General features: G+C 63.7%; 21 protein-coding genes and 1 pseudogene. 15 read left to right on the forward strand and 7 right to left on the reverse strand.

What is annotated here, in order from left to right; genetic code table 11:
• The first annotated feature begins 82 nt into the window (after nucleotides 1–82).
• The 12 genes and pseudogenes from ACH6CV_RS00005 to ACH6CV_RS00060 all read left to right on the forward strand — a co-directional run.
• On the forward strand, nucleotides 83–1,042 hold the full coding sequence (locus ACH6CV_RS00005) for an ABC transporter substrate-binding protein (protein ID WP_456356094.1): 960 nt from the start codon (nucleotides 83–85) through the stop codon (nucleotides 1,040–1,042).
• A 158-nt stretch (nucleotides 1,043–1,200) separates the two neighbouring features.
• On the forward strand, nucleotides 1,201–1,890 hold the full coding sequence (locus ACH6CV_RS00010; RefSeq protein ID WP_456356095.1) for an ABC transporter permease: 690 nt from the start codon (nucleotides 1,201–1,203) through the stop codon (nucleotides 1,888–1,890).
• Complete coding sequence (locus ACH6CV_RS00015) at nucleotides 1,880–2,449, forward strand: ATP-binding cassette domain-containing protein (RefSeq protein WP_456356096.1); 570 nt, start codon at nucleotides 1,880–1,882, stop codon at nucleotides 2,447–2,449. The genes ACH6CV_RS00010 and ACH6CV_RS00015 overlap by 11 nt, the downstream gene beginning before the upstream one ends.
• 86 nt (nucleotides 2,450–2,535) lie before the next feature.
• Entirely contained in the window at nucleotides 2,536–3,018 is a 483-nt protein-coding gene (locus ACH6CV_RS00020; RefSeq protein WP_456356097.1) for a hypothetical protein, read from the forward strand.
• Nucleotides 3,019–3,219: 201 nt separating this feature from the next.
• Nucleotides 3,220–5,553, forward strand: coding sequence for an endopeptidase La (lon, locus tag ACH6CV_RS00025; protein WP_456356098.1), 2,334 nt, complete (start codon nucleotides 3,220–3,222; stop codon nucleotides 5,551–5,553).
• 22 nt (nucleotides 5,554–5,575) lie between these two features.
• Nucleotides 5,576–6,175 carry a ribosome biogenesis GTP-binding protein YihA/YsxC gene (gene yihA / locus ACH6CV_RS00030; RefSeq protein ID WP_456356099.1) on the forward strand — a complete coding sequence of 200 codons (600 nt, stop codon included), beginning with the start codon at nucleotides 5,576–5,578 and terminating at the stop codon, nucleotides 6,173–6,175.
• On the forward strand, nucleotides 6,176–7,036 hold the full coding sequence (locus ACH6CV_RS00035; protein WP_456356100.1) for an NAD-dependent epimerase/dehydratase family protein: 861 nt from the start codon (nucleotides 6,176–6,178) through the stop codon (nucleotides 7,034–7,036). It begins immediately after the preceding gene.
• Nucleotides 7,033–8,199 (forward strand): CDP-glycerol glycerophosphotransferase family protein, encoded by a 1,167-nt coding sequence (locus ACH6CV_RS00040; protein ID WP_456356101.1) that lies wholly within the window; start codon nucleotides 7,033–7,035, stop codon nucleotides 8,197–8,199. Before ACH6CV_RS00035 ends, ACH6CV_RS00040 begins: the two co-directional genes overlap by 4 nt.
• Nucleotides 8,196–9,398, forward strand: coding sequence for a glycosyltransferase family 4 protein (locus ACH6CV_RS00045; RefSeq protein WP_456356102.1), 1,203 nt, complete (start codon nucleotides 8,196–8,198; stop codon nucleotides 9,396–9,398). The genes ACH6CV_RS00040 and ACH6CV_RS00045 overlap by 4 nt, the downstream gene beginning before the upstream one ends.
• The gene (locus ACH6CV_RS00050) at nucleotides 9,395–10,585 is read left to right on the forward strand and encodes a glycosyl transferase family 1 (RefSeq protein WP_456356103.1); all 1,191 of its coding nucleotides are present in this window, start codon (nucleotides 9,395–9,397) and stop codon (nucleotides 10,583–10,585) included. The genes ACH6CV_RS00045 and ACH6CV_RS00050 overlap by 4 nt, the downstream gene beginning before the upstream one ends.
• Nucleotides 10,586–10,726: 141 nt before the next feature.
• Nucleotides 10,727–11,854 (forward strand): glycosyltransferase family 4 protein, encoded by a 1,128-nt coding sequence (locus tag ACH6CV_RS00055; RefSeq protein ID WP_456356104.1) that lies wholly within the window; start codon nucleotides 10,727–10,729, stop codon nucleotides 11,852–11,854.
• 367 nt (nucleotides 11,855–12,221) lie between these two features.
• Nucleotides 12,222–12,329, forward strand: a pseudogene (locus tag ACH6CV_RS00060) (IS5 family transposase); the annotation flags it as partial.
• Between the two features lie 200 nt (nucleotides 12,330–12,529).
• Here the strand turns inward: ACH6CV_RS00060 and ACH6CV_RS00065 are convergent.
• Together ACH6CV_RS00065 and ACH6CV_RS00070 are read right to left on the reverse strand one after the other, a co-directional pair.
• The gene (locus ACH6CV_RS00065; RefSeq protein ID WP_456356105.1) at nucleotides 12,530–14,575 is read right to left on the reverse strand and encodes a serine hydrolase domain-containing protein; all 2,046 of its coding nucleotides are present in this window, start codon (nucleotides 14,573–14,575) and stop codon (nucleotides 12,530–12,532) included.
• Nucleotides 14,576–14,633: 58 nt separating this feature from the next.
• The gene (locus tag ACH6CV_RS00070) at nucleotides 14,634–16,199 is read right to left on the reverse strand and encodes a transglutaminase-like domain-containing protein (protein ID WP_456356106.1); all 1,566 of its coding nucleotides are present in this window, start codon (nucleotides 16,197–16,199) and stop codon (nucleotides 14,634–14,636) included.
• A 340-nt stretch (nucleotides 16,200–16,539) separates the two neighbouring features.
• On the opposite strand from ACH6CV_RS00070, the gene ACH6CV_RS00075 reads away from it, so the two are divergent.
• Nucleotides 16,540–18,510, forward strand: a complete 1,971-nt coding sequence (locus ACH6CV_RS00075; RefSeq protein WP_456356107.1) for an Ig-like domain-containing protein — start codon at nucleotides 16,540–16,542, stop codon at nucleotides 18,508–18,510.
• 52 nt (nucleotides 18,511–18,562) lie between these two features.
• On the opposite strand, the gene ACH6CV_RS00080 is transcribed toward ACH6CV_RS00075, so the two are convergent.
• The 4 genes from ACH6CV_RS00080 to ACH6CV_RS00095 form a co-directional block, all read right to left on the reverse strand.
• The gene (locus ACH6CV_RS00080) at nucleotides 18,563–19,039 is read right to left on the reverse strand and encodes a hypothetical protein (RefSeq protein ID WP_456356108.1); all 477 of its coding nucleotides are present in this window, start codon (nucleotides 19,037–19,039) and stop codon (nucleotides 18,563–18,565) included.
• Nucleotides 19,040–19,130: 91 nt separating this feature from the next.
• Nucleotides 19,131–19,775, reverse strand: coding sequence for an HAD family hydrolase (locus tag ACH6CV_RS00085; protein ID WP_456356109.1), 645 nt, complete (start codon nucleotides 19,773–19,775; stop codon nucleotides 19,131–19,133).
• Entirely contained in the window at nucleotides 19,759–21,219 is a 1,461-nt protein-coding gene (locus tag ACH6CV_RS00090; protein ID WP_456356110.1) for an MATE family efflux transporter, read from the reverse strand. The genes ACH6CV_RS00085 and ACH6CV_RS00090 overlap by 17 nt, the downstream gene beginning before the upstream one ends.
• Nucleotides 21,216–22,088, reverse strand: coding sequence for an alanyl-tRNA editing protein (locus tag ACH6CV_RS00095; protein WP_456356111.1), 873 nt, complete (start codon nucleotides 22,086–22,088; stop codon nucleotides 21,216–21,218). The genes ACH6CV_RS00090 and ACH6CV_RS00095 overlap by 4 nt, the downstream gene beginning before the upstream one ends.
• Before the next feature lie 202 nt (nucleotides 22,089–22,290).
• Between ACH6CV_RS00095 and ACH6CV_RS00100 the strand changes: the two genes are divergently transcribed.
• The gene (locus ACH6CV_RS00100) at nucleotides 22,291–22,725 is read left to right on the forward strand and encodes an Hsp20/alpha crystallin family protein (protein ID WP_456356112.1); all 435 of its coding nucleotides are present in this window, start codon (nucleotides 22,291–22,293) and stop codon (nucleotides 22,723–22,725) included.
• Between the two features lie 61 nt (nucleotides 22,726–22,786).
• Here ACH6CV_RS00100 and ACH6CV_RS00105 read toward each other — a convergent pair whose 3' ends face one another.
• Nucleotides 22,787–23,254, reverse strand: coding sequence for a hypothetical protein (locus ACH6CV_RS00105; protein ID WP_456356113.1), 468 nt, complete (start codon nucleotides 23,252–23,254; stop codon nucleotides 22,787–22,789).
• A 210-nt stretch (nucleotides 23,255–23,464) separates the two neighbouring features.
• On the opposite strand from ACH6CV_RS00105, the gene udp reads away from it, so the two are divergent.
• Nucleotides 23,465–24,223, forward strand: coding sequence for a uridine phosphorylase (gene udp, locus ACH6CV_RS00110; RefSeq protein WP_456356114.1), 759 nt, complete (start codon nucleotides 23,465–23,467; stop codon nucleotides 24,221–24,223).
• Nucleotides 24,224–24,327: the final 104 nt, after the last annotated feature.

Consider the following 24,327-nt stretch of genomic DNA (forward strand, 5'->3'; position numbering starts at 1 on the left):
CGTCCTGTACGCGGGGGTTTGACGTTTTCGGTTTTTGGGTATATCATAAAAGATAAACCAACTGACGGAGGCTGATTCACCCATGAAAAGACTGCTCGCGGCGCTGATCGCCGCCTCGTTGCTCATCTTGGCGTTCCAGCTGGCCGCGGCGCAGCCCGAGGCCGGGCCGGTACGCGTGGCCTCGCTCAAGGGCCCGACCACGATGGGTCTGGTCAAGCTGATCGAAGACCAGGCAAACGCAAGCAATTACACGTTCACCGTGTCGGGTACCGCCGACGAGGTCGTGCCGCTCCTGGTCCGGGGCGAGCTGGACATCGCGCTCGTGCCCGCGAACCTGGCGAGCGTGCTCTACAACAAGACCCAAGGCGGCGTGCAGGTGGCGGCCATCAACACGCTGGGCGTGCTGTATGTGCTCGAGGTGGGCGACACCGTGCATCAAATCGCCGACCTCAAGGGGCAAACGCTCTATTCCACCGGCAAGGGCACCACGCCCGAGTATGCGCTGAACACCGTGCTGGAACGCGCCGGCCTCGACCCGACGCGCGACCTGACGATCGAATTCAAGTCGGAAGCGACCGAAGTCGCCTCGGCGCTGAGCGCCGGCCAGGTCAAGCTCGCCATGCTGCCCCAGCCCTACGTCACCGCCGTACAGGCTCAAAATCCCGCGCTGCGCATCGCGCTCAGCCTGACCGACGAATGGGCCAAGCTGCTGCCCGACAGCGCGCTGGTCACCGGCGTGGTGCTGATGCGCAAGGACTTCGCGCAAAACAGGCCCGAGTCGGTTGCTAAGTTTATGGCGGATTACCGCGCTTCCACCGCCTTCACCAACGAGCATCCGGCCGAGGCCGCGCGGCTGATCGAGGCGCAGGGCATCGCCAAGGCGGCGGTGGCCGAAAAGGCCATTGCGCTGTCCAACATCGTGTGCATCGAGGGCGAGGCCATGAAGGCGCAGCTTAAGGGCTACCTGGACGCGCTCGGCGCGCAGGACGCCGCGGCGATCGGCGGCGCGCTGCCGGGCGACGACTTTTACCTCGTTCCGTAAGCAATATGCGCAATAGAAGCGGCACGGGCGCCACAGCGCCCTTTGGGCGCCCCTCCACAAAGGGAAATGGGCATCGGCCCTTACGACAGGATAGACTCGGCACGCGTCTGCTGGCCATCCTATTTTGGCTCGGCATATGGCAGGCGCTGAGCGCGGCGGTGAACCAAGAGATCCTGCTGGTCTCCCCGATCGCCGCGCTGCGCGCGCTGGCCCGGCTGATGGGCACGCCCGCGTTCTACGCGGCGGTGGCGCTGTCGTTCGGCGCGATGCTGCTGGGATTTGTGCTGGCGGCACTGCTCGGCGCGCTGCTCGCGGTGGCGGCTTACCGCTTCCCCTTCGTGGATGGGCTGCTGTCGCCGCTGTTGTCGGCGGTCAAGGCCACGCCGGTGGCCTCGTTTATCATCCTCGCGCTGGTGTGGATCGGCACGCGGTATCTGTCCGTCTTCGCCGCGTTCTTGATGGTGCTGCCGCTGATCTACACGAGCGTACTGTCGGGGCTCAGATCCACCGACGCGCAACTGCTTGAGATGGCGCAGGTGTTTGAGATTTCGTTGAATCGCCGTGCGCGCGCGCTGTACCTCCCCGCCGCCTTTCCCTACTTTCTCACCGCCTGTCAGGTGGCGCTCGGGATGTGCTGGAAGGCCGGCATCGCGGCCGAGGTGATCGGCCAGAGCGCAGGCACGATCGGCGATAAGCTGTACCGCGCCAAGCTGTTCCTGGCGACCGACGAGCTGTTCGCCTGGACGATCGCCATCATCGTGCTGAGCGTGCTGTTCGAGAAGCTGGCGCTGACCGGCATGAGGCGACTCCGGTCTGTATACGAAGGGGGCACGGCCCATGAAGCTTGAGCGCGTGTCGGTTGCCTTTGACGGCAGGCCGGTGCTGACCGACTTCTCGCTGTCCCTCGTCCTGGGCTCTGTCAACTGCCTGATGGGGCGCTCGGGCCATGGCAAGACCACGGCGCTTCGGTTGATGCTGGGCTTGCTCAGGCCCGACTCCGGTCTCGTTTCAGGGTTTGAGGGCGTGCGCACCGGCGTGGTGTTTCAGGAGGACCGGTTGGTCGAGCACTTGGGCGCGCGGGAGAACGTACGGCTGGTGACCGGCGGCGCAATACCCGCCCAGGAGATCGACCGCACGCTCGAAGAGCTGGACCTGGCCGAGCCCACAAAGCCGGTCGCCCAACTGAGCGGCGGGCAGCGGCGGCGGGTGGCCATCGCGCGCGCATTGCTGTTCAAGCCTGAGCTTTTGCTGCTCGACGAGCCGTTCAAGGCGCTCGACGCCGCGACGCGGCGAATCGCCGCCGACCTGGTGCGCGAGCGCACGAACGGCGCGACGGTATTGCTGATTACCCATGAGCGCGAGGAGGGGCTGATGCTGAACGCGCAGCACTTTTTCGCCGTTCCGTAAAGTTTTTACAAGACGCCTCACCCGGGGAACCGCGCGGGCGTTTGTTGCGTCTCATCGATGGAGAAATCTACCCGGAGGCGTTGACCATGAAGAGCAAGCTGCTGCCCATTCTGTTGATCCTCTTGGCCGTAGCCTCGCCCGCGTTGGCGAAGCCGGCGAAGCTCGACACCGCGCTGATCGACGACGCCAAGCAGGCGCTCACGCTGATGGCGGACGGCGAGTACAAGCAGGCGCTCAAGGTGCTGGCCTTCGTAAAGAACGAACCCTCGGCGGCGCAACTGAGCGAATTCGCGCAGGCCTCGCTCAGCGACCTGCCGAACGTCGCGGTGCAGACCGAGGTGGCGGTCGCCTACCGGCTCAAGGGGGTCTGGCGCGTGGCGGTACCCATCGAAGCGCCCAGCTTTGACAGCGTGCAGACGCTGGTGCTGCGCTCCAAGAACGGCAAGGCGTTCGACGCCTACAAGGCCATGAGCTGGTACGAAGTGGAAAGCGACCTGGCGTCGGCCGATCCGGTCATCTGGCAGGAAGCCTACGAGCCGAGCGAGATGTTCCTGGCGGCGGACGACTGACCGTAAGGATATTTTCCGACCACAGGCGGCGCGGGCGACCGCAGGTCGCCCCTACGGTGACGATGCGTCATTTGATGTAGGGGCGGCCTGCGGTCGCCCGTACGCTTCATTTTTTTGACACATTGCTTTGCGCAATGACGCTTGATTTTACCACATACAGCCGGTATAATCTTAAAGATGCGACTTAGGAGGACATGGTCGATGCAGGATAAGAAATGGCACGAGGCGGGCGAGGGCAGCGAGCGGCTGCCGCTGCTGCCGCTTCGGGGGCTGCTCGCCTATCCCAATATGATGCTCAAGATCGATGTGGGGCGCGTAAAGTCGCTCACGGCGATCGAACGAGCGCTGAACGCCGATCAGCGCGTGCTGGTGGTGGCGCAGCGCGACGCCAACGTGGACGATCCGCACGCGGAAGACGTGTACGGCGTGGGCACCGTGGTTAAGATCAAGCAGGTGATCCGCCTGCCCGACGACACCGTGCGGCTGCTGGTCGAAGGCGAGAGCCGGGCGTTGCTGCTGGGCGTAGTGGAGCAGGACGACGTGCAGCTGGGCGAGCTCAAGCGGATCGAGCCGCGCTCGCCGGGCAAGACGGTGGAACTGGAGGCGCAGGTGCGCGCGCTCAAAGCGCTGTTCGTCGAGTACGCGGGCGAGCGCGGCGGGCTGTCGGGCGAGCTGATGGCCGCGATCGACGGCGAGGAGGACCCGGGCAGGCTGAGCGATATCGTCGCGGCGCACGCGCTCAGCGGCATTCGCGATAAGCAGCAGATGCTCGAGACCCGCTCGGTGCTCTCGCGCCTGAACGCTCTGACGATCATTTTGGCGCGCGAGCTGGAGCTGACCAAGGTAGAGAAGCGCATCCATGAAAAGGTGCACGATAAGCTCGATCAGCACCACAGGGAATACTACCTGAACGAGCAGCTGCGCGTCATCCGCGAGGAGTTGGGCGAGGACGAGGAATCCGACAGGGATCAGTTTGACAAGCGGCTGGCGGCGTCCAAGATCGACGGCGAGGCTCGCGCGCAGGTTACGCGCGAGCTCAAGCGCTACCGCCAGATGTCGTCGAGCTCGCCCGAAGCACAGGTCAGCCGCAGCTACATCGAGTGGATGCTCGATCTGCCCTGGGGCTCGCGCACGCGCGACCGCTACGACGTGCCGGGCGCGCGCAAGGTGCTGGATAAGGATCACTGGGGCCTCAAGCGCGTCAAGGATCGCATCCTGGAGTTCCTGGCGGTCGGTGCGATCAAGGGCGATTTGAAGGGGCCGATTTTGTGTTTGGTTGGACCGCCGGGCGTGGGCAAGACCTCGATCGCGCGCTCGGTCGCGCGCGCGCTGAAGCGCAAATTCGTCCGGCTGTCGCTCGGCGGTCTGCGCGACGAGGCCGAAATCCGCGGCCACCGGCGCACCTACATCGGCGCGATTCCGGGGCGCATCATCTCCTCTATCCGTACGGCGGGCAGTGTCAACCCGGTGTTCTTGCTCGACGAGATCGATAAGCTGGCTTCCGATTTCCGCGGCGATCCGGCGTCGGCGCTCTTGGAGGCGCTTGACCCCGAGCTGAACGCCTCGTTCTCGGACCACTACCTCGAAGCGCCGTTCGATCTGTCGGAGGTGCTGTTCATCACCACGGCCAACTCGCTCGACACCATCCCCGCGCCGCTGCTCGACCGGATGGAAGTGATCGAGATCGAGGGCTACACCCGCGCCGAGAAGGCTGAGATTGCCCTCCGGCATCTGTGGCCCAAGCAGCTTAAAGCGCACGGCCTCAAAAAGAGCGACGTGCGGCTGAACCGCGCGGCGGTCTATGCGCTGATCGACGGCTATACCCGCGAATCGGGCGTGCGCTCGCTCGATCGCCAGTTGGCGTCGCTGTGCCGCAAGGCGGCCATGCGCATGAGCGAGGGCGGCGAGACGCCCGTTGCGATCAACGAAGGAGCGCTCAAGGAGTTCCTGGGCACGCGCAAGTACGACAGAGAGCCGCCGCTCAAGATGCCCGAGCGCGGCGTGGTCAACGGCCTGGCCTGGACGCCGTTCGGCGGCGAGACGCTGTCGATCGAGGTGGCGGTCATGCCCGGAAGCGGCGCGGTCGACCTGACCGGCCAGCTGGGGGACGTGATGAAGGAGTCGGCGCGCGCCGCCTACGCATACATCCGCTCGCGCGCCGAAGCACTGGGCATCCCGGACGACTTTCACAAGTCGCACGACCTGCACATCCACGTGCCCGAGGGCGCGACGCCCAAGGACGGCCCCAGCGCGGGCGTGGCGATGACCTGCGCGATGGTGTCGGCGATCACCGGCCGCCTCGCGCGCCAAGACGTGGCCATGACCGGTGAGATTACGCTGCTGGGCACGGTGCTGCCGATCGGCGGCGTCAAGGAAAAGCTGCTGGCCGCCCACCGGATGGGCATCTTCACCGTGCTGCTGCCGGGCGGCAACGAAAAAGACCTCGAGGACGTGCCCGGCGACGTGCGCAAGCAATTGAAGGTCGATCTGATCCACAAGGTGGATCAGGCGCTGAATACGGTGCTGACCAATTAACGGATATCAAGGAGGGCGGTCCATGCAGATCAAGCGAGCCTCGTTCGTGTGTTCCCTCGACCGATTGGCCCCCTTCCCCGGCCAGGGCGCGCCCGAAATCGCGATGGCGGGCAGGTCCAACGTGGGCAAGTCCTCGCTGATAAACCGCGTCACCCGCCACGGCAAGCTGGCGCGGGTATCGGGCGAGCCGGGCAAGACGAGGCTGGTCAACATCTACAGCCTGAACGACGACCAGCTGATGCTGGTCGATCTGCCCGGCTACGGCTTCGCGCGCGCGCCGCAATCGGAGAAGCAGCGCTGGGCCGGAATGATTGAGGGCTATCTCGCGGGCAGCAAGCACCTGAAGCACGTGCTGCAACTGGTGGACATCCGCCACGCGCCCACGCAGGAGGACCAGCTGATGGTGGGCTACCTGCGCCACTATGGCCTGCCGTTCACCGTGGTCGCCAACAAGAGCGACAAGCTGTCGCGCGCGGAGCGCAATCGCTCGATCCCGGTCATCTGCCGCACGCTCGCGGTGCAGCCGTGGGAGGTGCTGCCGTTCTCGGCCGAGGACGGCACCGGCGTGGACAAGCTGCTCGAACTGATGGGCACGCTGATCGACGCGCCGACGCAAGCATAGATGAAGCACGTTCTGATCGCCGGGGCGGGCAGCTATATCGGCGCTCAATTCGAGCGCCATCTGGCGGGGTTTCCGGGCGCGTACCGCGTGAGCACGCTCGACGTGAAGGGCGATGCCTGGCGCGAAGCCGATTTCTCCGGCGTCGACGCTGTGGTGCTGGTCGCCGGCATCGCGCACCAAAAAGAAACGGCGGCAAACGCGCCGCTCTACTACAGCGTCAACCGTGATCTGGCCGTTGACGTGGCCCGCAAGGCTCAAGCCGAGGGCGTGAAACAGCTGGTCTTCCTGAGCACGATCGCCGTGTACGGCCTGACGCGCGGCGCGATTGGGCCGGATGCGAAACCTCAGCCGCGCAGCCACTACGGCAAGAGCAAGCTGGCGGCCGAGGCGCTGCTGACCTCGCTTGCGGGCGACGGCTTTCGGGTGGCCGTGCTGCGCCCGCCCATGGTGTACGGGCCGCACTGCCGGGGCAATTATCCGCGGCTGGCCGCTCTGGCTCAGCGGCTGCCCCTCTTCCCCGCGTGCGGCAACCGCCGGAGCGCGCTGTATGTCGGCCACCTGGCCGAGGCCATTCGGCTGATCGTCGATTCGGGCGAGGGCGGGCTGTTCCTGCCCCAGGACGGCGAATACGTCGATACCGGGGAGATGATGCGGCTGGTCGCGCGCGCACACGGGCGGGGCCTCAAGCTGATACCCGGCCTTCGCGCTCTGACGCGGCTGCTGGGCAGGCTTCCGGGCGCGTTCGGCAAGGTGTTCGGCGACCTTACGATCGACCGCGCGCTGTCCGAGCGGCCCGAGGGCTACCGGCGCCTGACGCTTAAACAGGCGATCGAAGAAACCGAACGGGGGGCCATACCGTGAAGGGATTGCGCGCAAGGATCGACTACGCGCTCAAGCACAGCCGCGTCCTGCGGCGGCTGTACGTGCCACTCGGCAGCGCCGCGTTCCGCATGCTCGGGTGGTTTGTCAAGACCGATCCGCGCCTCGTTCTGTTCAGCGGGCACGGGCGCAGGTACAACGACAGCCCGCGCGTGCTGTTTGAGGCAATGCGGCGCGACCCGCGCTATCAAGGCATGCGCTTTGTATGGGCGCTTGAGGCGAGCGACGCAGCGCCGATCGAGGGCGCGGAAATCGTCGTCGCCGACACGCCGAAGTACTTCCTGACCGCGCTCAAGGCCGGCTACTGGGTGAGCTGCGTCAACATCGAGCGCGGGCTGAATTTCAAAAAGCGCACAACGCGCTACCTGAACACCTGGCACGGCACGCCGCTCAAGACGATCGGCAACGCCGCCGGCGGCCGCAGCGACTACGATTTCTCGAACATCGACCTGTTCTTAAGCGCGGGCGACTACGAGCGCGAGATCTATCTGCGCGATTTTGGCGTGCGACCCGAGGCGATTTTGATGTCGGGCCTGCCGCGCAACGACGCGCTCTACCGCGCGGACGAGGCCGCGGTGCGCGCGGCGCGCGCGCGTATCGGCATCCCCGAGGGCAAGAAGGTGATCCTGTACGCGCCCACCTGGCGCGACAGCGCGGACGGCGGCGCGATGTACGCGCTGAAACCGCCGGTCGACATGGCGAAATGGGCTGCGCGGCTGGGCGATGAATACCTGGTGCTGGTGCGCGCGCACGCCTACACCAACGCGCTGATGGGCATCGACTTCGATGATTTTGTCCGCGATATGAGCCGCTACCCCGAGGTCAACGATCTGATGCTGGCGGCGGACGTACTGGTGTCGGACTATTCGGCCATCCTGTTCGATTACTCGATCCTCGAACGAGCGATGATCTGCTTCGGCTACGACTACGAAGCGTACAAGGCCGCGCGCGGGCTGTATCTGGATCTGAACGAGGTGCTGCCCGGCGGGGTGCTGCATGACGAAGACGCGGTGCTTGAGCGCATCGCATCGCTCGACGAAGAAGCCGAGCGCGCCCAGACGCGCGCGTTCAAGCGGCGCTACCTGACCGCGGGCGGAGACGCTGCGCGCCTCTGCCTTGACGCGCTGCTGGAGGGACGCCGATGAAAATCGCCTTCCTGCTGAGCCTGAACCTGACCGTGCCCGGCCCGTCGGTGCACATCCTCACGTCGCTGCTGTCGGCGCTTGCGGACGCCGGCCACGCCGTACACGTCATCGAACCCCAGCCCGCGGGCGCGGGTGTGCTCCCGCCGGCGCTCGAGGGCAAGGCAGACGCGACCGCGCTGCCGGTTAAGGCGCAGGACAAGCGCAATTTCGCGGCGCGCTATCTCGCGCAGGCGCGTTACGCGCTGTCCACGCGCCGGGCGCTGCGCGATGCCGACCTGATCTACGTCCACTCGAGCAATACCCCGGCCATCTTTGCGTATCTTGTACGGCATGTTTGCCCGCGCGCGCGGTTGGTGGTCAACGTCCAGGACATCTTCCCCGAGAACGCCGCGATGATTGGCGCGCTGAACCCGAAGGGCCTGATGTACCGAGCGTTTCGGCGCATGGCGCGCTACGCCTATCGACGCGCCGACGCGGTGACCACGCTGTCGGAGGACATGCGCCGCACGCTGATTGCGGCGGGCGCGCCCGAGGAGCGCACACATGTGCTGCCGCTGTGGAGCTACGGCGACCGGATCGGCTGCGTGGACGGAGCGGACAACCGCTTCCTGGCCGCGCACCCCGAGGAGAGGGGCTTCTTCCGCGTGCTCTACGCCGGCAACGTGGGCGCGATGCAGAACGTGGAGCTGATCCTGGACGCCGCCGAGCGCCTGCTGCCCGAGGCGCGCGTGCGCTTTCTGATCGTGGGCGACGGCGCGCGCAAGGCGGAGCACGAGCGGCGCGCGCGGGAGCGTCGGCTGACCAACGTGCGCTTCTATCCGATGCAGGACAGTTCGCTGGCCGTCGACCTGTACTCGATGGCCGACGTCAACCTGATTACGCTGGCCCCCGGCGTCATCGGCACCGCCTTCCCCAGCAAGACCACCACCTGCTTCGCCGTGGGCAAACCGGTGATCGCGGCGATCGACCTGGGCAGCGACTACGCGAAAATGGTGGCCGGCTGCGACAAGTGCTTCGCGGTCGATCCGGCGGACGGCGCGGCGCTGGCCGAGCGGATCCGGAAAAACCTTGAGGAAAACGTAGGCGGGTGCTCCGAGCGCGCGCGGGCGCTGTACCGGAGCATGCTCTCGCAGGAGGCTGGCATCGCGCGGCATGTCGCATTATTCGAGCAACTCACGGGGAAGGAGAATGACTTATGAAAATCGTGCACCTGTGCCTGGCCAACTTCTTCGTGGACGACTATTCCTACCAGGAGAACATGCTGCCCAAGTACCACAAACTGCTGGGGCACGACGTTAAGGTAATCGCGTCGCTGGTCACCTTCGACGCGCACGGCCAGGTCAGCTACCTGCCCTCGGGCGGACGGTACATCAACGAATATGACATCCCGGTCACCCGGCTCGAATACCGGGGCAATTTGCGCCTGGCGCGCCGCTTCCGGCGATACGTCGGCGCCTATGAGGCGCTCGAACAGGAAGCGCCCGACGTGCTGTTTATCCACGGATGCCAGTTCGTCGACATCCGCCACGTCGTGCGTTATTTGAAGGCGCATCCCGGGGTGCGCGTCTACGTGGACAACCACGCCGATTTTTCCAACAGCGCGCGCAACCTTTTATCGAAGTACGTGCTGCACCGCATCGTGTGGCGGCGCTGCGCGCGCCTGATCGAGCCGTACGCGCGCAAGTTCTACGGCGTGCTGCCCGCGCGGGTGGACTTTTTAAAGCATGTGTACGGCGTCAATCCCGACAAGGTGGAACTGCTGGTCATGGGCGCGGACGACGAGGCGGTGGAGGCGAGCCGGCAAAGCGACGCCCGATCGCGCATCCGGCAGCGGTACGGCATCGGCGCGGACGACTTTTTGATTATGACAGGCGGCAAGATCGACGCGTTCAAGACGCAGACACTGAAGCTGATGGAGGCGGTGCTCGGCATCGCGCGCGCCAACGTCAAGCTGATCGTGTTCGGCTCCGTGATCCCCGAGATGCAGCAAAAGGTGGACGCGCTGACCGACCACATCGCCACGAAATTCATCGGCTGGGTGCCCTCGCAGCTGAGCTACGACCACTTCGCCGCCGCGGACCTCGTGGTCTTCCCTGGCCGGCACTCGGTGTTCTGGGAGCAGGTGTGCGGCCAGGGCATCCCGCTGATGGTTAAAAAATGGGCGGGCACCACCCATGTGGACGTGGGCGGCAATGTGATCTTCCTGACCGAGGACAGCGAGAAAGAGATGCGCGAAAAGATCCTCGAGCTGCTCGACCGGCCCGAGGCGCTTGCGCGCATGCGGCAGGTCGCCGAGCGCGAGGGCATGAAACGCTTCTCCTATCGCGGCATCGCGCTGCGGAGCATCGAGGAACACGACGAGAGCACGGGCGCGCGGCGACCGTAGGCGCCCTTCCCTATCCCCCTTTCTGGAGGAGTGCCCGCAGGCGGGGTGGTGGCCTGTTGGCAGAGCGGTGTTCCGCGCGCAGGAACCACCCCGCCCCTGCGGGGGCGCCCCTCCGGGGAGGGGAATGGAGGAGGTCTCGCAATGGACAAATCGCTCAAAACCCTGACCGTGGTCTGCGAGCGCTACCCCACCGAGCGCGAGCCGGTGTTCACCTTTGTGGACGGCCTGGCCTGCGCGCTTTCGCGGCTGGGCGTTAAGGTCACCGTGGTGTCGCCGCAGAGCCTGACCCGCGTCGCGCTGCGCGGCGGCCACCTGTCGCCCCGGCGCTGGATGCGCCAGACGGCGAACGGCGTATCGTTTCCGGTGTTGCAGCCTTACTACCTGTCATTCGGTTCGTTTCTTTCAGGGCTGGGTCAAAAAAATTACCGGCGCGCGGTGAAGCGCGCGCTCGGAAAATTACCCGTCCCCGACGCCATTTATGCCCACTTCTGGACTTCGGGCGTACCTGCGGCAGAATCGGCTCCGGGCGGCAGGAAGGTCTTTGTCGGCTGCGGCGAGAGCACGGTGCGCGCGGGCCTGGCGGCCGACGTGAAAAAGATCGGCGGCGCGCTCGGCGGCGTAGTCAGCGTGTCGGGCAAGAACAAGGAGGACTGCGTGCGGCTGTACGGGCTGAACCCTAAGGGCATCGAGGTTTTCCCCAACGGCGTGGACGAGACCCTGTTCAAGCGCCGGGACGACCGGGCGGAGCTACGGCGCGCGCTGTCGCTCGGCGACGACGATTTCACGGTGGCCTTCGTGGGCTGGTTCGACGAGCGCAAGGGCGTGAAGCGGGTGGAAGCCGCGCTCAAGGGCCTCCCCGACGTCAAGGTCCTCTACATCGGCCACGGCGACCAGCAGCCCGAGGGCGACAACATCGCATTCTGCGGCCGGGTCCCGCACGAGGACATCCCGCGCTACCTGAACGCCGCCGACGCCTTCGTGCTGCCCACGCGCGCCGAGGGCTGCTGCAACGCCATCGTCGAGGCCATGGCCTGCGGCCTGCCGATCATCTCCTCGACCGGCGCATTCAACGACGACCTGCTGCGCGAGGACCACGCCATCCGCGTGGATCCGAATGACGTGCCCGCGATCCGCGACGCCGTGCTGGCGCTCCAATCAAACCCAGCCCGCACCCGCGCCATGGCCGAAGCCGCGCTGCGCTTCGCCGAAGACCTGACGGTATCAGGCCGCGCGCGGCGGATTATGGCGTTTATCGAGAAAAGGTTGTAGGGGTCCCGGTGGGTTGGTAAAGCAGGGGTTTTTCGGCATACTCATACGCTCGAATCATCCCCGCCCTATACCCCGGAGAATTATCGTGCGCGAGGTTCCGGTGGTAAGCAATGCCGTCTGCGATTTCGGTATATGCAACCCTCGCGGTTTACAATGGGGGATGTGCGGCGAATGCTTCTAAAGGCAGAATGTGTACTGAGGTCGGTGACGCAAGCGCTCGGAAGCCTGTTCCAAACGACAAGCCGACGCCCGCCTCCACGCATGATGTGGCGGCAAGCGACCAGCCACCGTCATCGCTCGATTTGAGCCGCGCTTTGCACCGCGTTGAGTATAACGAGCCTTGACCCCGGTGCGCGCGCAATGGTTTTACAGGGAGCGTCACCTGGTCGAGTGTTTCTTTCAGAAGCTTGGGCCGTATCGGGGTATTGCCGCCCGCTTCTGCAAACTCGCTTCCCGCTTTCTCGCCTTCGTTTAACTCGCCCGCATCATGATCTGGCTCGCCTGTTGCCTTTTCAGCCGCTGTCGAAACTGCGCTGATATCTGCACGAGGAAATTCATGCGGATGCAAATAGGAGACAGCCATCCTAAATCGGATGGCCGCCCCACAAATGTAATCAGTTCATTCAAAAGCAACCATGCCGGCCGCTGCCTGGGGATCGCAACGGCCTCATCGTGTTATTGAAACTCAATCCCAAAGGTATCGCCCTGTTTGCCAATGAAGGCGATTTTTCCGTTCGCGGGTAGAACGGTTGCGTTGTTTCCGCTCACTGTGGTAAAGTTGACGCATGCGTCGCTTTCGTCGTACACCGCGTACGCCGCGTTTTCAGGCAGGCTGACGACCATGGTCTTCCCCCGTACCTCGGGACCGATGGCGTAATATTGCGCGAAGCCGTCCTCCCCAATCACGCAGACGTCGGTTTCGGGGGGTATATCGGGGATGCAGTCTTCCCGGATGAACGCCATGTCGTTCCCGCGCATATACTCTGCGCCGTTTTTCACCAGGCATTCAAGGTCCATCACGTCGCGGAATTTTACCGTGTTGACGGCACGGTTCTCGTCAACAATCTTCACTCCCGCAAAAGCAAACCCATTCGAAAAATCCTCATTCAGCTTCATCACGATCGCCGGGTTGCCCGGTGCCAGATAGTAGCCCTGCGCTGTCGGCATTTCGCTGACGGCGTAGTACTTCTTTCCGGCGCGCGCCTTCCACGCGTCCAGTATCGGGCTTGCAGGGAAGCTTGGCTCAACCTTTTGATAATCCAATGCCGTCACGGCTGCCTGGCCAACCCCCGGCAGGGAGAGAATCCGGCTTTTCAGCAGGTACAGTTCACCATCCGCCTGCTGAGAGAACGTGACAATTTCACTGCCGTCTTCCGAGAGAAAACCCTGGCTGCCCACATACACATAGTTCTTTTCCAGCCCTCCGTTCAGCAGGGAAACCGTCAAGATGCCGTCCTTTGCCTTGATGTTGGCCTCTGTTGCAGCGTTTACATAAAACCCGGAATACGCTTCCAACGTTTCGGGCATCGCAGCCTGTACCGGCGCTGCAAAGGTTCTCTGCGGAGTAATCTCGCGGATGGTCCCTGTCTCCAAAAGGTATTCCTGTAAAATGTTGGCGGCAAACGCATAATCGATGATGGAGGCACCGCCGGAAGAGACGACCGCCATCGCGATATCGAGCGTGGGAATGACCACAAGCGAGGAATGAAACAGCTGCGTATCTCCGCCCTTTGTCAGCACCTGAATCCCGTAATCGCTAAAAGGGAAGCTGTGCACGGTATCCCATCCCAGGCCATAGCAGCCAATGTAGTTGCCGCCCTCGGCTTCAACCCACATGCCCCTTTTATACTCCTCGTTTTGCATCATCAGGGTTGCTTGCTCGGACAGGATTTTCGGCCTGTTCCCCATCAGCACCTGCGCGAACGCGCAAAGATCCTCCGCCGTGGAGTACAAGCCGCCTGTCCCCAGGGCATTGACCGTATCATTTGGCAAGGCGCCCTCAAAGGGCGGAACGTATGTCTTGACCAGGCGCTCCGCCTTATCAAAATCATCCAGCGGTGTTTTGGTGTTAACAAGTCCCAATGGCTTGATGAAGTGTTCGGCGAGGAAATCCGTATAGCTTATGCCGCTGACGCGTTCAACCAGCATTTCCAGCAGGGAGAACCCATCGTTGCAGTATTCGGAGAATTCACCGGGCGCAGCTTTCAGGCGCTGCGTGGCAAGCTTTGCCAAAATGGTATCATGCGCTGTTGTAGAATTGTCATCAAACAGAAAGGCGTTTGCCAGGCTTGAGCCATACAGGCCAGAGGAATGGTTCATCAGCATGCGAGGGGTGATCTCTTTGTAACGCTCATCCACCATTGTAAATTCCGGGATATAGCCGACAAGGGGTTCGTCTATGTCGATCCGCCCTTGATCCCAGAGAACCATCGCGGCGGCCGTCGCATACATCTTGCTGGTGGAACCGATTCCGTACATATCGTTTTCAGTGACCGCGCGGTTTTCCGCCTTGCTGAACACGCCGCTGTTGCCGGACAATACGATGCGGCCCTGGTCGCTCAGCGCGTACTGGACGCTCGTCACAGCGTAATCCTGGACGATTGCTCGGGCGATTTTATCCGCCTTCTCTGCCAGTGAAAGCGCCTTGCCGCCCGCTTGCGCGGGCAGGACGAGCACAAGCACCATGACCAAACAGACGACCTGCGAAACCAGCTTCTTCATACGCTTATTTCCTTCTTTCGAATAGCGAATTGTCCGTCCGAGGCCCAATACCCCTTGTTCAATCTCCCTGCAGCCTTTCGCACGCAAGTGTCCAGTGCTCCACGATTACAGAATCCCACATCTCCACGGCCGGGATGGAATACTCCGCGGCCGGCATCTGGATGGCCATCGGCAGCAGGACGGCGCCCCGGGCCGCGGGAATCAGAGGGGCATCCGTATCCTTCTGCACCACGCAGCGCATCGAGTCCTGGCTGGCAAAGCAGAAATCAATGAAGGCCTCCCGATCCTCCGCGCTGATATCCCTTGAGAAATTGGCCGACTGCCCATACGACGTGTCAACAGGAACCCAGCCATAATTGGGCAGGTAGAACTCCGCCCAGAAGTGCCCCCCGAACTCGCCGCTGAACAGCTGCCAGCCGCCCGTGGTGCGCGCGGGAATCCCCAGGGCGCGGCACATGGCTGTGAAGTACATGGATTGGGCGCCGCAGTCACCCTGCCGGAAGCGGTGAACATAGCCTGATTCCGCTATTTCAGTACGCGGATGGAATGCCGCGTGCGGCATGAAGCAATAGGTCACATTTTCCACAATGTAGTTATAGAGTTTTCTGGCGGCGAAATACGGGTTAGACTCGTCCCCGGCGATTTGCTCCGCCATCCGGACGATCTCATCGGTGATTTCGGTGTTGCCATATGCGCTGGTGTATTGCCGGTAAAGCGCGGACCCTTTGTCATATTCGCCGATATTGTCAGGATCCACATTGAAGTGCTGCTCATGATGGGTAAACACGAAAGAAAGCCGGATGAACAGGTCCTCCGCCAGTTCTGACAGGGGCACTTCGAAATACGCCAGGCCGATATCCTGGTCAATGCTGGGGGGCAGCTTCATCCATTTTTCCGGGATGACCGACTCGATGACAACCCCTGTCTGGGGCCCTGTATTGATGGGGATGGGAAGCCATATCCGCAGCACGCCGGTTTGCGGCAGCGCTTCCCTGGGCACGGAGATGGTGTGGACGCCGCGGTACTTCGCCGGCTTGCTGTATTGCGTAAACCCGTCTACCGGCTGCGCCGCGGCGATGGACAGGACATCTGCAACCAGCTGCTTGTATGCCTTCTGACGCGCCTCATCCTCAAGCATCAGATCCAGATACCGATACGGCAAGTTTGCGGCTGTATCATCGAAGTAGTGCGCCTCCCCGTCATAAAACCATTGATGAACCGTATCGGCCGATGTCCACAGCGTGATCTGCTCTTCCGTGGCCTCTGGGTAGGCTTGGCGGATAAAGCCCTTGGTCTCTGCCAGGGTGTAGGGATAGGTTCCTTTCATGATGGCTAGCTTTTTTGACGATTCGCCGCAGGCTTCGGCCAGTTTCATGTTTCCTTCTTCCAGCAGGAGGGGAATCGCCTGCGCGTAGCGCTCGATTGACAGACTGTATTGCCCCTGTTCTTCAAGGATGGCGGCCTCCCGGGCCAAATTCTCGCCCGCGCCGGCTGCCAGGGCCCCCGGCAGGATCCCTCCCTGAAGGATGGCGAAAGCAAGCAGGAGAATGGCCAGTCGCTTCATCCAAACGGCATGGGGAAAACGCGGCCTGGAGAAGTGGTTCCCATGTGTCATCTTGTCCATCCTTCGAATTTCCCTTCTGTTTTCTCTTGTCTTTTCGCGTTTGATTTTATCAGGTTTTTACATGCAGATCAAGTGTTGTTCGGGGCTGTCAACAGAAAATCGGACAAAAAGCTAAGCGGCGAGCGTCGGGGCGCGGTCAGCCCACAGACGCAGTCCCGGTATTCCGGCACAGATCCGCGTCCGTTTCCCTCGCCTTTTTCTTTTTGCCGTCCAATATCCATGTAGTTCCGCAGGCGCTCACAGAGGAATAATCTGCCGCCAGTTGCAACTTCATCCGGAATCGAGTACAATGGATGTTGTTTTCCACTCAGATACTATCGAAGAAAGATGAGGGTAAGGCATGAAGCGCACGCTGGCAGGTCTTATGCTGTTGGCGCTTTGGCTTGCCTTCGCTTCGTTTGCGCGCGCGCAGGACGCGTCGTTCTCGGACGCGCTGCTCAACGATCGGCTGGCCGTGCCCGCCGACGGGCAGACGCACGCGTTCGTGTTCTCACCCACCGCCAACAACCTGTACGCCTTCCAGTCGTTCGGCGCGGGCGAGGCCGAGGCCGCGCTGTACCTGATCGACGAACCCCAGCCGATCGACCGGGCAACCGGCTTTCGCTTCGAGGCCCGGCTGATCGCCGACGCCACCTACCGGCTGGAGGTCAGCGCCCAAAACGCGCCGGTCGAAGTGGAGGTGATGCGCTCGGCGCTCGGGCGCTCGTTCGACCAGGCGATCGTGCTCACCGAACCGGCCAAGGGCTACGACAAGTCGATCGCGCGCGCCTACGACACCCATTGGTTTCGCTTTACCGCCCCGACCAGCGGGCTGTGCTCGATCCGCTCCAGTTCTCAAATTAACACCGTGGGCTATCTGTTGGACGAGGCCGGAAACCGGCTGGCGGTGTCCGATAACCTGTACAGCCCCTACGGCTTGGACTTTCGCATACAGCACCATCTCACCGCCGGGCGGACCTACTACGTGCGGGTCAGCGGGCGCGGCGAGGAGACCGGGGCCTACCACCTGACGCTGGCGCTGCCCGATGAGGGGCAGGGGCCGCCGAGCGCGCTCCGGCTGAGCGCCCAGACGCTGACGCTCGAGGAGGGCGGCACCGCGCGGCTGAGCTACGCGGTCGAGCCGCAGGGCGCGCTCGGCGACGCGGTGTTCCTGAGCGCCGACCCGCGCGTAGCCTCGGTCTCCCCGGACGGCGAGGTGGTGGCGCTGAACGCCGGCCAGACCCAGATCATCCTGAGCGGGGTGGCGGGTGTGGAGGCGCGCGCCACGCTCACGGTCGAGCAGGTACCGGCGACCGGGCTCGAGCTGCTCTCGCAGTCGCTCGAGCTGCACGCCGGGGAGTTGAGTGAGCTTGCCTGCCGCGTACTGCCCGAGCGCGCCTCAAATCGGCGCGTGCGGCTCGTCAGTTCCGACCCCGCCGTACTGTCGATCGACCGGGAGGGGCGGCTGTGCGCGCTCAAGCCCGGCGAGGCCGTCGTCACCGTCACGACCGAGGACGGCGGCTTCCAAGCCGAGGCTCGCGTCACGGTCAAGCGCGAAAAGAGCCGCTACCGCGCGCTGATCATGGGCGAGCAGCGCTACGCCGACGGGCGGGTGCGCACCGGCTCGATCAACACCGCGCAGGGCCTGGCGGACACCTTCGCCCGCCAGCGCTACGGCGGCAAGCCGCCGGAGGTTACACTCAACCTGGACGTCAGCGCGGACGAGGCCGTGGCTTTGATCCGCGCGGCGTTCGCCGACGCGCAGCCGACCGACGTTAACATCCTCTACATCAACTGCCACGGCGGCCTGACCGGTAGGCAGGCCTGGCTGGAATTCCACGACGGCTCGCGCCTGTCGGCAAAGAAGCTCGAGCGGATGCTCAGGCGCATACCGGGCACGATCGTACTGATGATCGACTGCTGCCAGAGCGGTTCGTTCATCTCAGGCACCGCGCAGGCCTCGTTCAACCGCCGCATGGCGCAGACCTTCTTCCCCGGTTCGGGCGCGCGCTTTTTGAGCAGCAAGTACCGACTGCTGACCTCGACCAGCTCGGTTCAGGACAGCTGGCGGTTCAGCTCCGACGGCACCGACACCGAGGACGCCATGTCCACCGCGTTCGGGCGCAGCCTTGCGGAGGCGGGCGGCTGGGACTTGATCGCCGACAAGCCCACGCGGCTGCGCGCCGACCTTAACCAAGACAAGCGGGTGACGCTGCACGAAGCCTACCTCTACGCCCGCAGCCGCGTAACCCACTTCCTCGCCCGTGCCGGCGTGCGCCAGGACGTGCAGGTGTATCCGGCGGGATCGCCCCTGACCTTGTTCGAAAAATAGCGGGCCGCCCCTGTGATGAGGGCGGCCCGTTGAATACATCCGTGAAGTGCCGTCATGCCGCCGGCGGCACGGTCGGCGTGGGCTCGAATTCCACGGGGGGCACGGTCGGCGTCGGCGTCGGCACGATCGCGCGCGGGGTGGGCGTCGGCAGCTCGGGCGTGGGTTCGGGCAATGCGTCCAGTGCCTCGGCAGCGGGCGCGTTGAGCGTTTCGAAGAAGGCGGCGATTCGGTCGCCGAAGAAGGCGCAGCCCAGCAGGGACCCCACAATGAACAGCACCGTCAGGATCAGCGCCGCCACCATGGCGTTGCGCTTGGACGCCTTGCGCGCCGTCATCATGATGACCGTCATCAGCACGATGTCCACAAGCAGCGTAGCGCCGATCAGCACAATCAGGTTGGTGGGCCACAGGTAGCCGATCACCCCGGCCAGCACGGCGGGCACCATGAGCAACAGCATCGTGCCCATCCAATTGAGCACGGAGACTTCCTGCCGGCGGTTGAGCCCCTCTCTAACGCGTTCTTCGGGCATGGGGAGCGCTCCTTTCTGTGTGCAGCTTACGATTTATATCATTATACCCGCAATCGAGCGAATGCGCAAGGTTGATTTTCCAGCCGCAATTTTACATAAGTTCCGCAAAATCCCGTACGAATACATCCGCGACCTCGCGCAGCTCCGCTTCGTGGGCGCGCTGGGTGTGGTCGGCGATGGCGTATACGGTGAGGCCCGCGGCCTTCGCGCCGCGGGCGGCGTAGAGTGCGTCCTCGAACATGGCGCAGCGCTCGCACGGGAGGTTCAGCCGCTCGGCGATCAGCCGGTAGAAGTCGGGCCCGCCTTTATCCATGCCGAGGTCTTGTGCGGACAGCACGAACTCCATCGGCTCCAGCAGCCCATGTCTTTCTAGCGCAGGCACGGCCAGATCGAGCGGGCTGGCCGTGCCCACGCACACGCGGACGCCCCGGCGCCTCAGCCAGTTCACATAGCCCAGCGCGTCCGGTTTCGGGCCGATCTCGGTTTGATAGTAGACGCCCATGCGTCGGCGGTACTCCGCCATGATTTGCGCCATGTCCATGCCGATGTCGAGGCGCTCGGCGTACAGCCGCGCCGCGACCCGGTTCGACGTCTCCAGGATATCGGCGCGAATCTCCTCGGGCGGCGTCAAGCCGCGCGCCGCCAGGAAATCCACGTTGATCCGCCGCCAGTAGCCCATCGAGTCGAGCAGCGTGCCGTCCATGTCGAAGATCATCGCGTCAAACCGCAATATCATGCCATTTCCCTCCATTGAAGCGCCGGTACACCAGCGTCATGCGCAGCATCATGTCGATCAGCGACGCCGCCCAGCAGCCCATGAGCGCGATGTCGGGCCGACTCAGTGTATGGGTAATCAGGTAGATCGCAGCCATCGCGCACAGCGGGCGGATCAGCGACACGCACAAAAGCATGACCAGCGCCACGTACTTGTTGTCGCCCGCGCCGCGCAGCGCGCCCGAGATGACCACCGAGGTGGTCTGGAACGGCTGGAACAGCGCCACCATCAACATCACCCGGCTGGCCAGCGCGATCACATCCTCGGCGCGCACGGCGCTCGAACTCACGTCGCCGACAAACATCGCCGACAACGGCGTTCGGAACAGGGCGATGGAGCTGGCCAGCGCGAGCGACACCACCAGCGCCATGCGCTGCGCCGCCTTGCCGTACGCCTGCGCGAGATCCGGCCGCTTCCGGCCCAGCATCTGACCCACCAGCGACGTGCCGGCGATACCGATGCCGTCGCCGAAGGTAAAGGACAGGTTCAGGAACTTCATGCAAATCTGATGCGCCGCGAAGGCCAAGGTGCCCAGGTCGGCCACGATGCGCGCGTACCAGAAGAAGCCCACGCGCAGCGCCACCTGCTCGAGCATGGCGCCCCAGCCCATGCGGACGATCGATCCCATCGCCTGACGGTCGATTCGCCAGTCGTCGCGCCATCTCAGGTGCAGGAAGCCGTCGCCCACGCACCCATGCGGCCGGGCCACGGTCACCAATGCCAGCACCAATCCTACGCAGAAGCCGATGCCGGTGGCGTAGGCCGCTCCCTCCACCTCGAGCCGCGGAAAGCCCAGGTTGCCTCCGATCAGCAGGTAGTTGAAGACCACGTTGACCAGGTTGGAGGCGGTGTTGACGTACATGGTCAGCCGGGTGTTGCCCACACCGCGCTGCGCCGCGCATATGCACATGGTCAGCGCGTTGACCGGCAGAAAGTATACCAAAATGCGGTAGTAGGTCTCGGCGTCCCGGACGGTGTCGGCCTGCGCGCCCGCAAGCCGCATCATCCCGCGCGAGGTCATGAGCCCCACCGTCATCATCGCCGCCGAGCAGAGCAGGCACAGCACGACGGCATTGCGCAGCGTGCGGTTGGCTTCGTCGCGCCGTTCCTCGCCCTTGCGCCGTGCCACAATTGCGGTCACGCCGATGTTGAGCGCGAAGAACACCGACATCAGCAGCATGCGCGGCTGGTCGACCAACCCCACCGCCGCCAGCGGCCCCGCGCCCAGCACCTGCCCGACCATGATGGCGTCCATCATGCCGATCAGGCTCATCAGCACCATCTCGGCCACCGATGGCAGGGCGATGCGCGCGACATCGCGGTACGCCTCCCCCGTGGAGGGCGTCTCCCCCAGCGCCCCGGTCCGGGGCAACAACCGCTCAATCGAAAAGATGCTTCGGTTCATGCCTGTTCGTTCTTCTTCCCTCGTAATTGTTTCTTGAGTTCGGTCTCGGCCTTCTTGGCCCGCTCGATCAGCCGCAGAACCGCATCGGGCATCAACTCCACCTTTGTCGAAAACAGCTGCGCGGCCCGCTTGGCGGCGTCCGACTTCAGCTGATAGTCGTTCATGGCGCGCATGCCGCACACGAAGCTCACGCGCAGCTTGCCCCGGCTGGGCCGGGCGTCCAAGATCTTGAACGCCCCCAACTGCCCGCTGGAGCTCGGATGGGTGCCGCCGCAGGCCACGCATTCTACGTCCCCTACCATCACCACCCGGACGCGGTCCGTGACCGTCGGGGCCTTGCGCAGCGGCAAGCGCATAAGCTCGTCTGCGTCCGGAAACCAGCAGCGGATGGGCAGGTCGCGCTGGATCTGTTCGTTCACCTGCCGCTCGATCTCACGGATCTCCGCCTCGTCGAGCCGCATGCGCCCGTCGGGCAGCACCACGTCGATCGTGGAATCCACCGCCCCCACGTGCAGCCCCACCGTGTAGCCGGAGAGCTCCCGATGGATCACGCCCGCCATCATGTGGTCGCCCGCGTGCTGCTGCATGTGGTCGAACCGGCGCGCCCAATCGATCTTCCCCGCAACAAAAGCGTTTACCTCAAGCGGCCGGTCGGTTACGTGCGCCACGTCCCCGGCCTCGTCCACGTAGACGTCCAGCACCCGCGCGCCGCCGAGCGTACCGACATCGTACGGCTGCCCGCCCGAGGTCGGGTAGAACGCCGAGCGGTCGAGCGCGATCGAAAATCGCTCTCCCTCCGCCCGGCACGAAAGCACCCGCGCCTCAAAGTCGGTCAGATAGGCGTCCTCGTAGTATAGTCGCCGCGTCATGCTCGATTCACCCCTTCGTATCATCATAGCGCGTCCGCTCCGCCGGGGCAAGCCTTTGATGGTTAATCAAGCCGCCTCGCGCACGAATTTTTAACCTTTTCTGATATTGACTTTCTTTGATCTATAGGGTATAATGCAATCAGTCGACGGGGAGAATATCTCCGAAACATCAACGAGACAAAAACAAAATGGAGGGATTGACATGGCCAACCTGATGCCCTATCGCTTCAACCGCAACCCGATCGCCCGCAGTGAATTCCCGTTCATGGACGACTTCTTCCGGTCGTTCTTCCTGAACGCCGAGCCGGCGCAGGCCGGTCTCAGGGTGGACGTCAAGGACGAGGGCGATCACTACCTGCTCGAGGCCGACCTGCCCGGCTTCAAGCGCGACGACGTGCACATCGAGGTGGACGGCGGCGTGCTGACCATCACCGCCGAGGCCGATGCAAGCAAGGAAGAGAAACAGGGCACCTACCTGTACAATGAGCGCCGCCAGATGAAGTTTCAGCGCTCGTTCACCCTGAACGGCATCGACGAGGCCGGCATCAGCGCCAAGTGTCAAGACGGCGTGCTGCAGATGGTATTGCCCAAGCAGGCCGAACAGCCGAAGACCGGCCGCAGGATTGAGATCGAATAACCGCCCATAGAAAAAGGCGGATGACGCCGCCATCCCGGCAGCGTCATCCGCCTTTTTATGATTACACGGTCACATCGATAAACCGTCCGAACGACCTTCCTCCGCCCTTGCTCGGAAAACCCTGCGTTTGTCTATCCGCGGACGCCGTAACCGTTCGGGTCAGACCGCCGGAGACATAGGTGCGTCCGCACTCCGGGCACACCGATGTGAAAAGCCTGACGCTCTGGGAAACGACCTTGCTGTCCTGTGTCCGAGCCTTCGCCCGTTCATTCGCGACATGCTCCCGTTCATGGCTCCTGACGACGGACTGGGCATTGGCGGGATCGATATGACCCGGCGCCTTGAATGATACCCCCGGATCGTTGGAGCCGTCCTGATACTTCCGGCCCTTGCAGGTCTGGCACTCCACGGCGCCGATTTGCGCGGGCGGCTCCATATCGTCCGGACGGCCCACGGCGTTTGGCATCGACATCTGACCGTATGCGGCATACCGGTTCATGCCGCCGTATCCAATCCCCAAGACGCTCACAGGCCTTCCCCCCTACCCTATCCGCCGGCGTACCTTGCTTGACGCGGGCCTCCTCGTCGTCTGCGCCTTCAGTATAAGGCAAACCTCCGAAAAAGTCCATACCAATTGAGTATGTTTCCTGCCTGCGCATTGTTGCGTTCGTCCGGCAGGATTTCGGGCTTGTGCGGCGAATTGTTGTAGGATGCAACGACTTTAAGGAGGGATGCGCACATGGACGCGATGTATCACATCGGCTTTGACGACCGGCACGGCGCGAAATACGCGATCTTGCCCGGCGATCCGGGGCGAGTGCCGGCGATCGCCGAGCACTTCGTGGGTCCGCGCTTCTACCATCAAAACCGCGAATACACCACCTGGCTCGGCGAGCTCTGCGGCGAGAAGGTGCTGGTGATGTCCACCGGCATGGGCGGGCCGTCCACCGCGATCGGGGTGGAGGAACTTTACAAGACCGGCGTTCGCACCTTCATCCGCGTGGGTACCTGCGGCGGCATGCAGAGCGAAATCGTGGGCGGCGACATCGTGGTGGCCACCGGCGCGATCCGCATGGACGGCACCAGCAAGGAGTATACGCCGATCGAGTTCCCCGCCGTGCCCGACCTTCAGGTCACCAACGCGCTGGTCGCCTCCGCGCGCGCGCTGAACTACAACTGCCATCACGGCGTGGTGCAGTGCAAGGATTCGTTCTACGGCCAGCACGACCCCGGCCGCATGCCGATTGCGGGCGAGCTTGAGGCCAAGTGGGAGGCTTGGATTCGCGCGGGCTGCCTAGCCTCCGAGATGGAGAGCGCCACGCTGTTCATCCTGGGCAGTTTCCTGCGCGCGCGCACCGGCTGCGTGCTCAGCGTGGTCTGGAACCAGGAGCGCGCGAAGCTGGGCCTGAGCAACCCGGAAGTGCACGATACCACGGGCGCGATCCGCACCGCTGTCGAGGCGGTGCGCACGCTGATTGCAGCCGACCGCGGCGCTTAACTTGACACCCACCCCGCGCTGCGCTATAATCGTCTTCATAAAATCATGTGGGCAACGACGGGCAGAGTAACCGGCGACGCGCGCGCAGAGAGGGACGCCCCGGC

It is taken from the genome of Anaerozeibacter quisquiliarum, assembly GCF_051162045.1.
Classification (GTDB): domain Bacteria; phylum Bacillota; class Clostridia; order Christensenellales; family Aristaeellaceae; genus Anaerozeibacter; species Anaerozeibacter quisquiliarum.

Bases quoted from the DNA above. Each gene is read 5' to 3' on its own strand.
- ACH6CV_RS00005 (WP_456356094.1), top strand. From the start codon at position 83: ATGAAAAGACTGCTCGCGGCGCTGATCGCCGCCTCGTTGCTCATCTTG.
- ACH6CV_RS00015 (WP_456356096.1), top strand. From the start codon at position 1,880: ATGAAGCTTGAGCGCGTGTCGGTTGCCTTTGACGGCAGGCCGGTGCTG.
- ACH6CV_RS00020 (WP_456356097.1), top strand. From the start codon at position 2,536: ATGAAGAGCAAGCTGCTGCCCATTCTGTTGATCCTCTTGGCCGTAGCC.
- lon (WP_456356098.1), top strand. From the start codon at position 3,220: ATGCAGGATAAGAAATGGCACGAGGCGGGCGAGGGCAGCGAGCGGCTG.
- yihA (WP_456356099.1), top strand. From the start codon at position 5,576: ATGCAGATCAAGCGAGCCTCGTTCGTGTGTTCCCTCGACCGATTGGCC.
- ACH6CV_RS00035 (WP_456356100.1), top strand. From the start codon at position 6,176: ATGAAGCACGTTCTGATCGCCGGGGCGGGCAGCTATATCGGCGCTCAA.
- ACH6CV_RS00045 (WP_456356102.1), top strand. From the start codon at position 8,196: ATGAAAATCGCCTTCCTGCTGAGCCTGAACCTGACCGTGCCCGGCCCG.
- ACH6CV_RS00050 (WP_456356103.1), top strand. From the start codon at position 9,395: ATGAAAATCGTGCACCTGTGCCTGGCCAACTTCTTCGTGGACGACTAT.
- ACH6CV_RS00055 (WP_456356104.1), top strand. From the start codon at position 10,727: ATGGACAAATCGCTCAAAACCCTGACCGTGGTCTGCGAGCGCTACCCC.
- ACH6CV_RS00065 (WP_456356105.1), bottom strand. From the start codon at position 14,575: ATGAAGAAGCTGGTTTCGCAGGTCGTCTGTTTGGTCATGGTGCTTGTG.
- ACH6CV_RS00070 (WP_456356106.1), bottom strand. From the start codon at position 16,199: ATGGACAAGATGACACATGGGAACCACTTCTCCAGGCCGCGTTTTCCC.
- ACH6CV_RS00075 (WP_456356107.1), top strand. From the start codon at position 16,540: ATGAAGCGCACGCTGGCAGGTCTTATGCTGTTGGCGCTTTGGCTTGCC.
- ACH6CV_RS00080 (WP_456356108.1), bottom strand. From the start codon at position 19,039: ATGCCCGAAGAACGCGTTAGAGAGGGGCTCAACCGCCGGCAGGAAGTC.
- ACH6CV_RS00085 (WP_456356109.1), bottom strand. From the start codon at position 19,775: ATGATATTGCGGTTTGACGCGATGATCTTCGACATGGACGGCACGCTG.
- ACH6CV_RS00090 (WP_456356110.1), bottom strand. From the start codon at position 21,219: ATGAACCGAAGCATCTTTTCGATTGAGCGGTTGTTGCCCCGGACCGGG.
- ACH6CV_RS00095 (WP_456356111.1), bottom strand. From the start codon at position 22,088: ATGACGCGGCGACTATACTACGAGGACGCCTATCTGACCGACTTTGAG.
- ACH6CV_RS00100 (WP_456356112.1), top strand. From the start codon at position 22,291: ATGGCCAACCTGATGCCCTATCGCTTCAACCGCAACCCGATCGCCCGC.
- udp (WP_456356114.1), top strand. From the start codon at position 23,465: ATGGACGCGATGTATCACATCGGCTTTGACGACCGGCACGGCGCGAAA.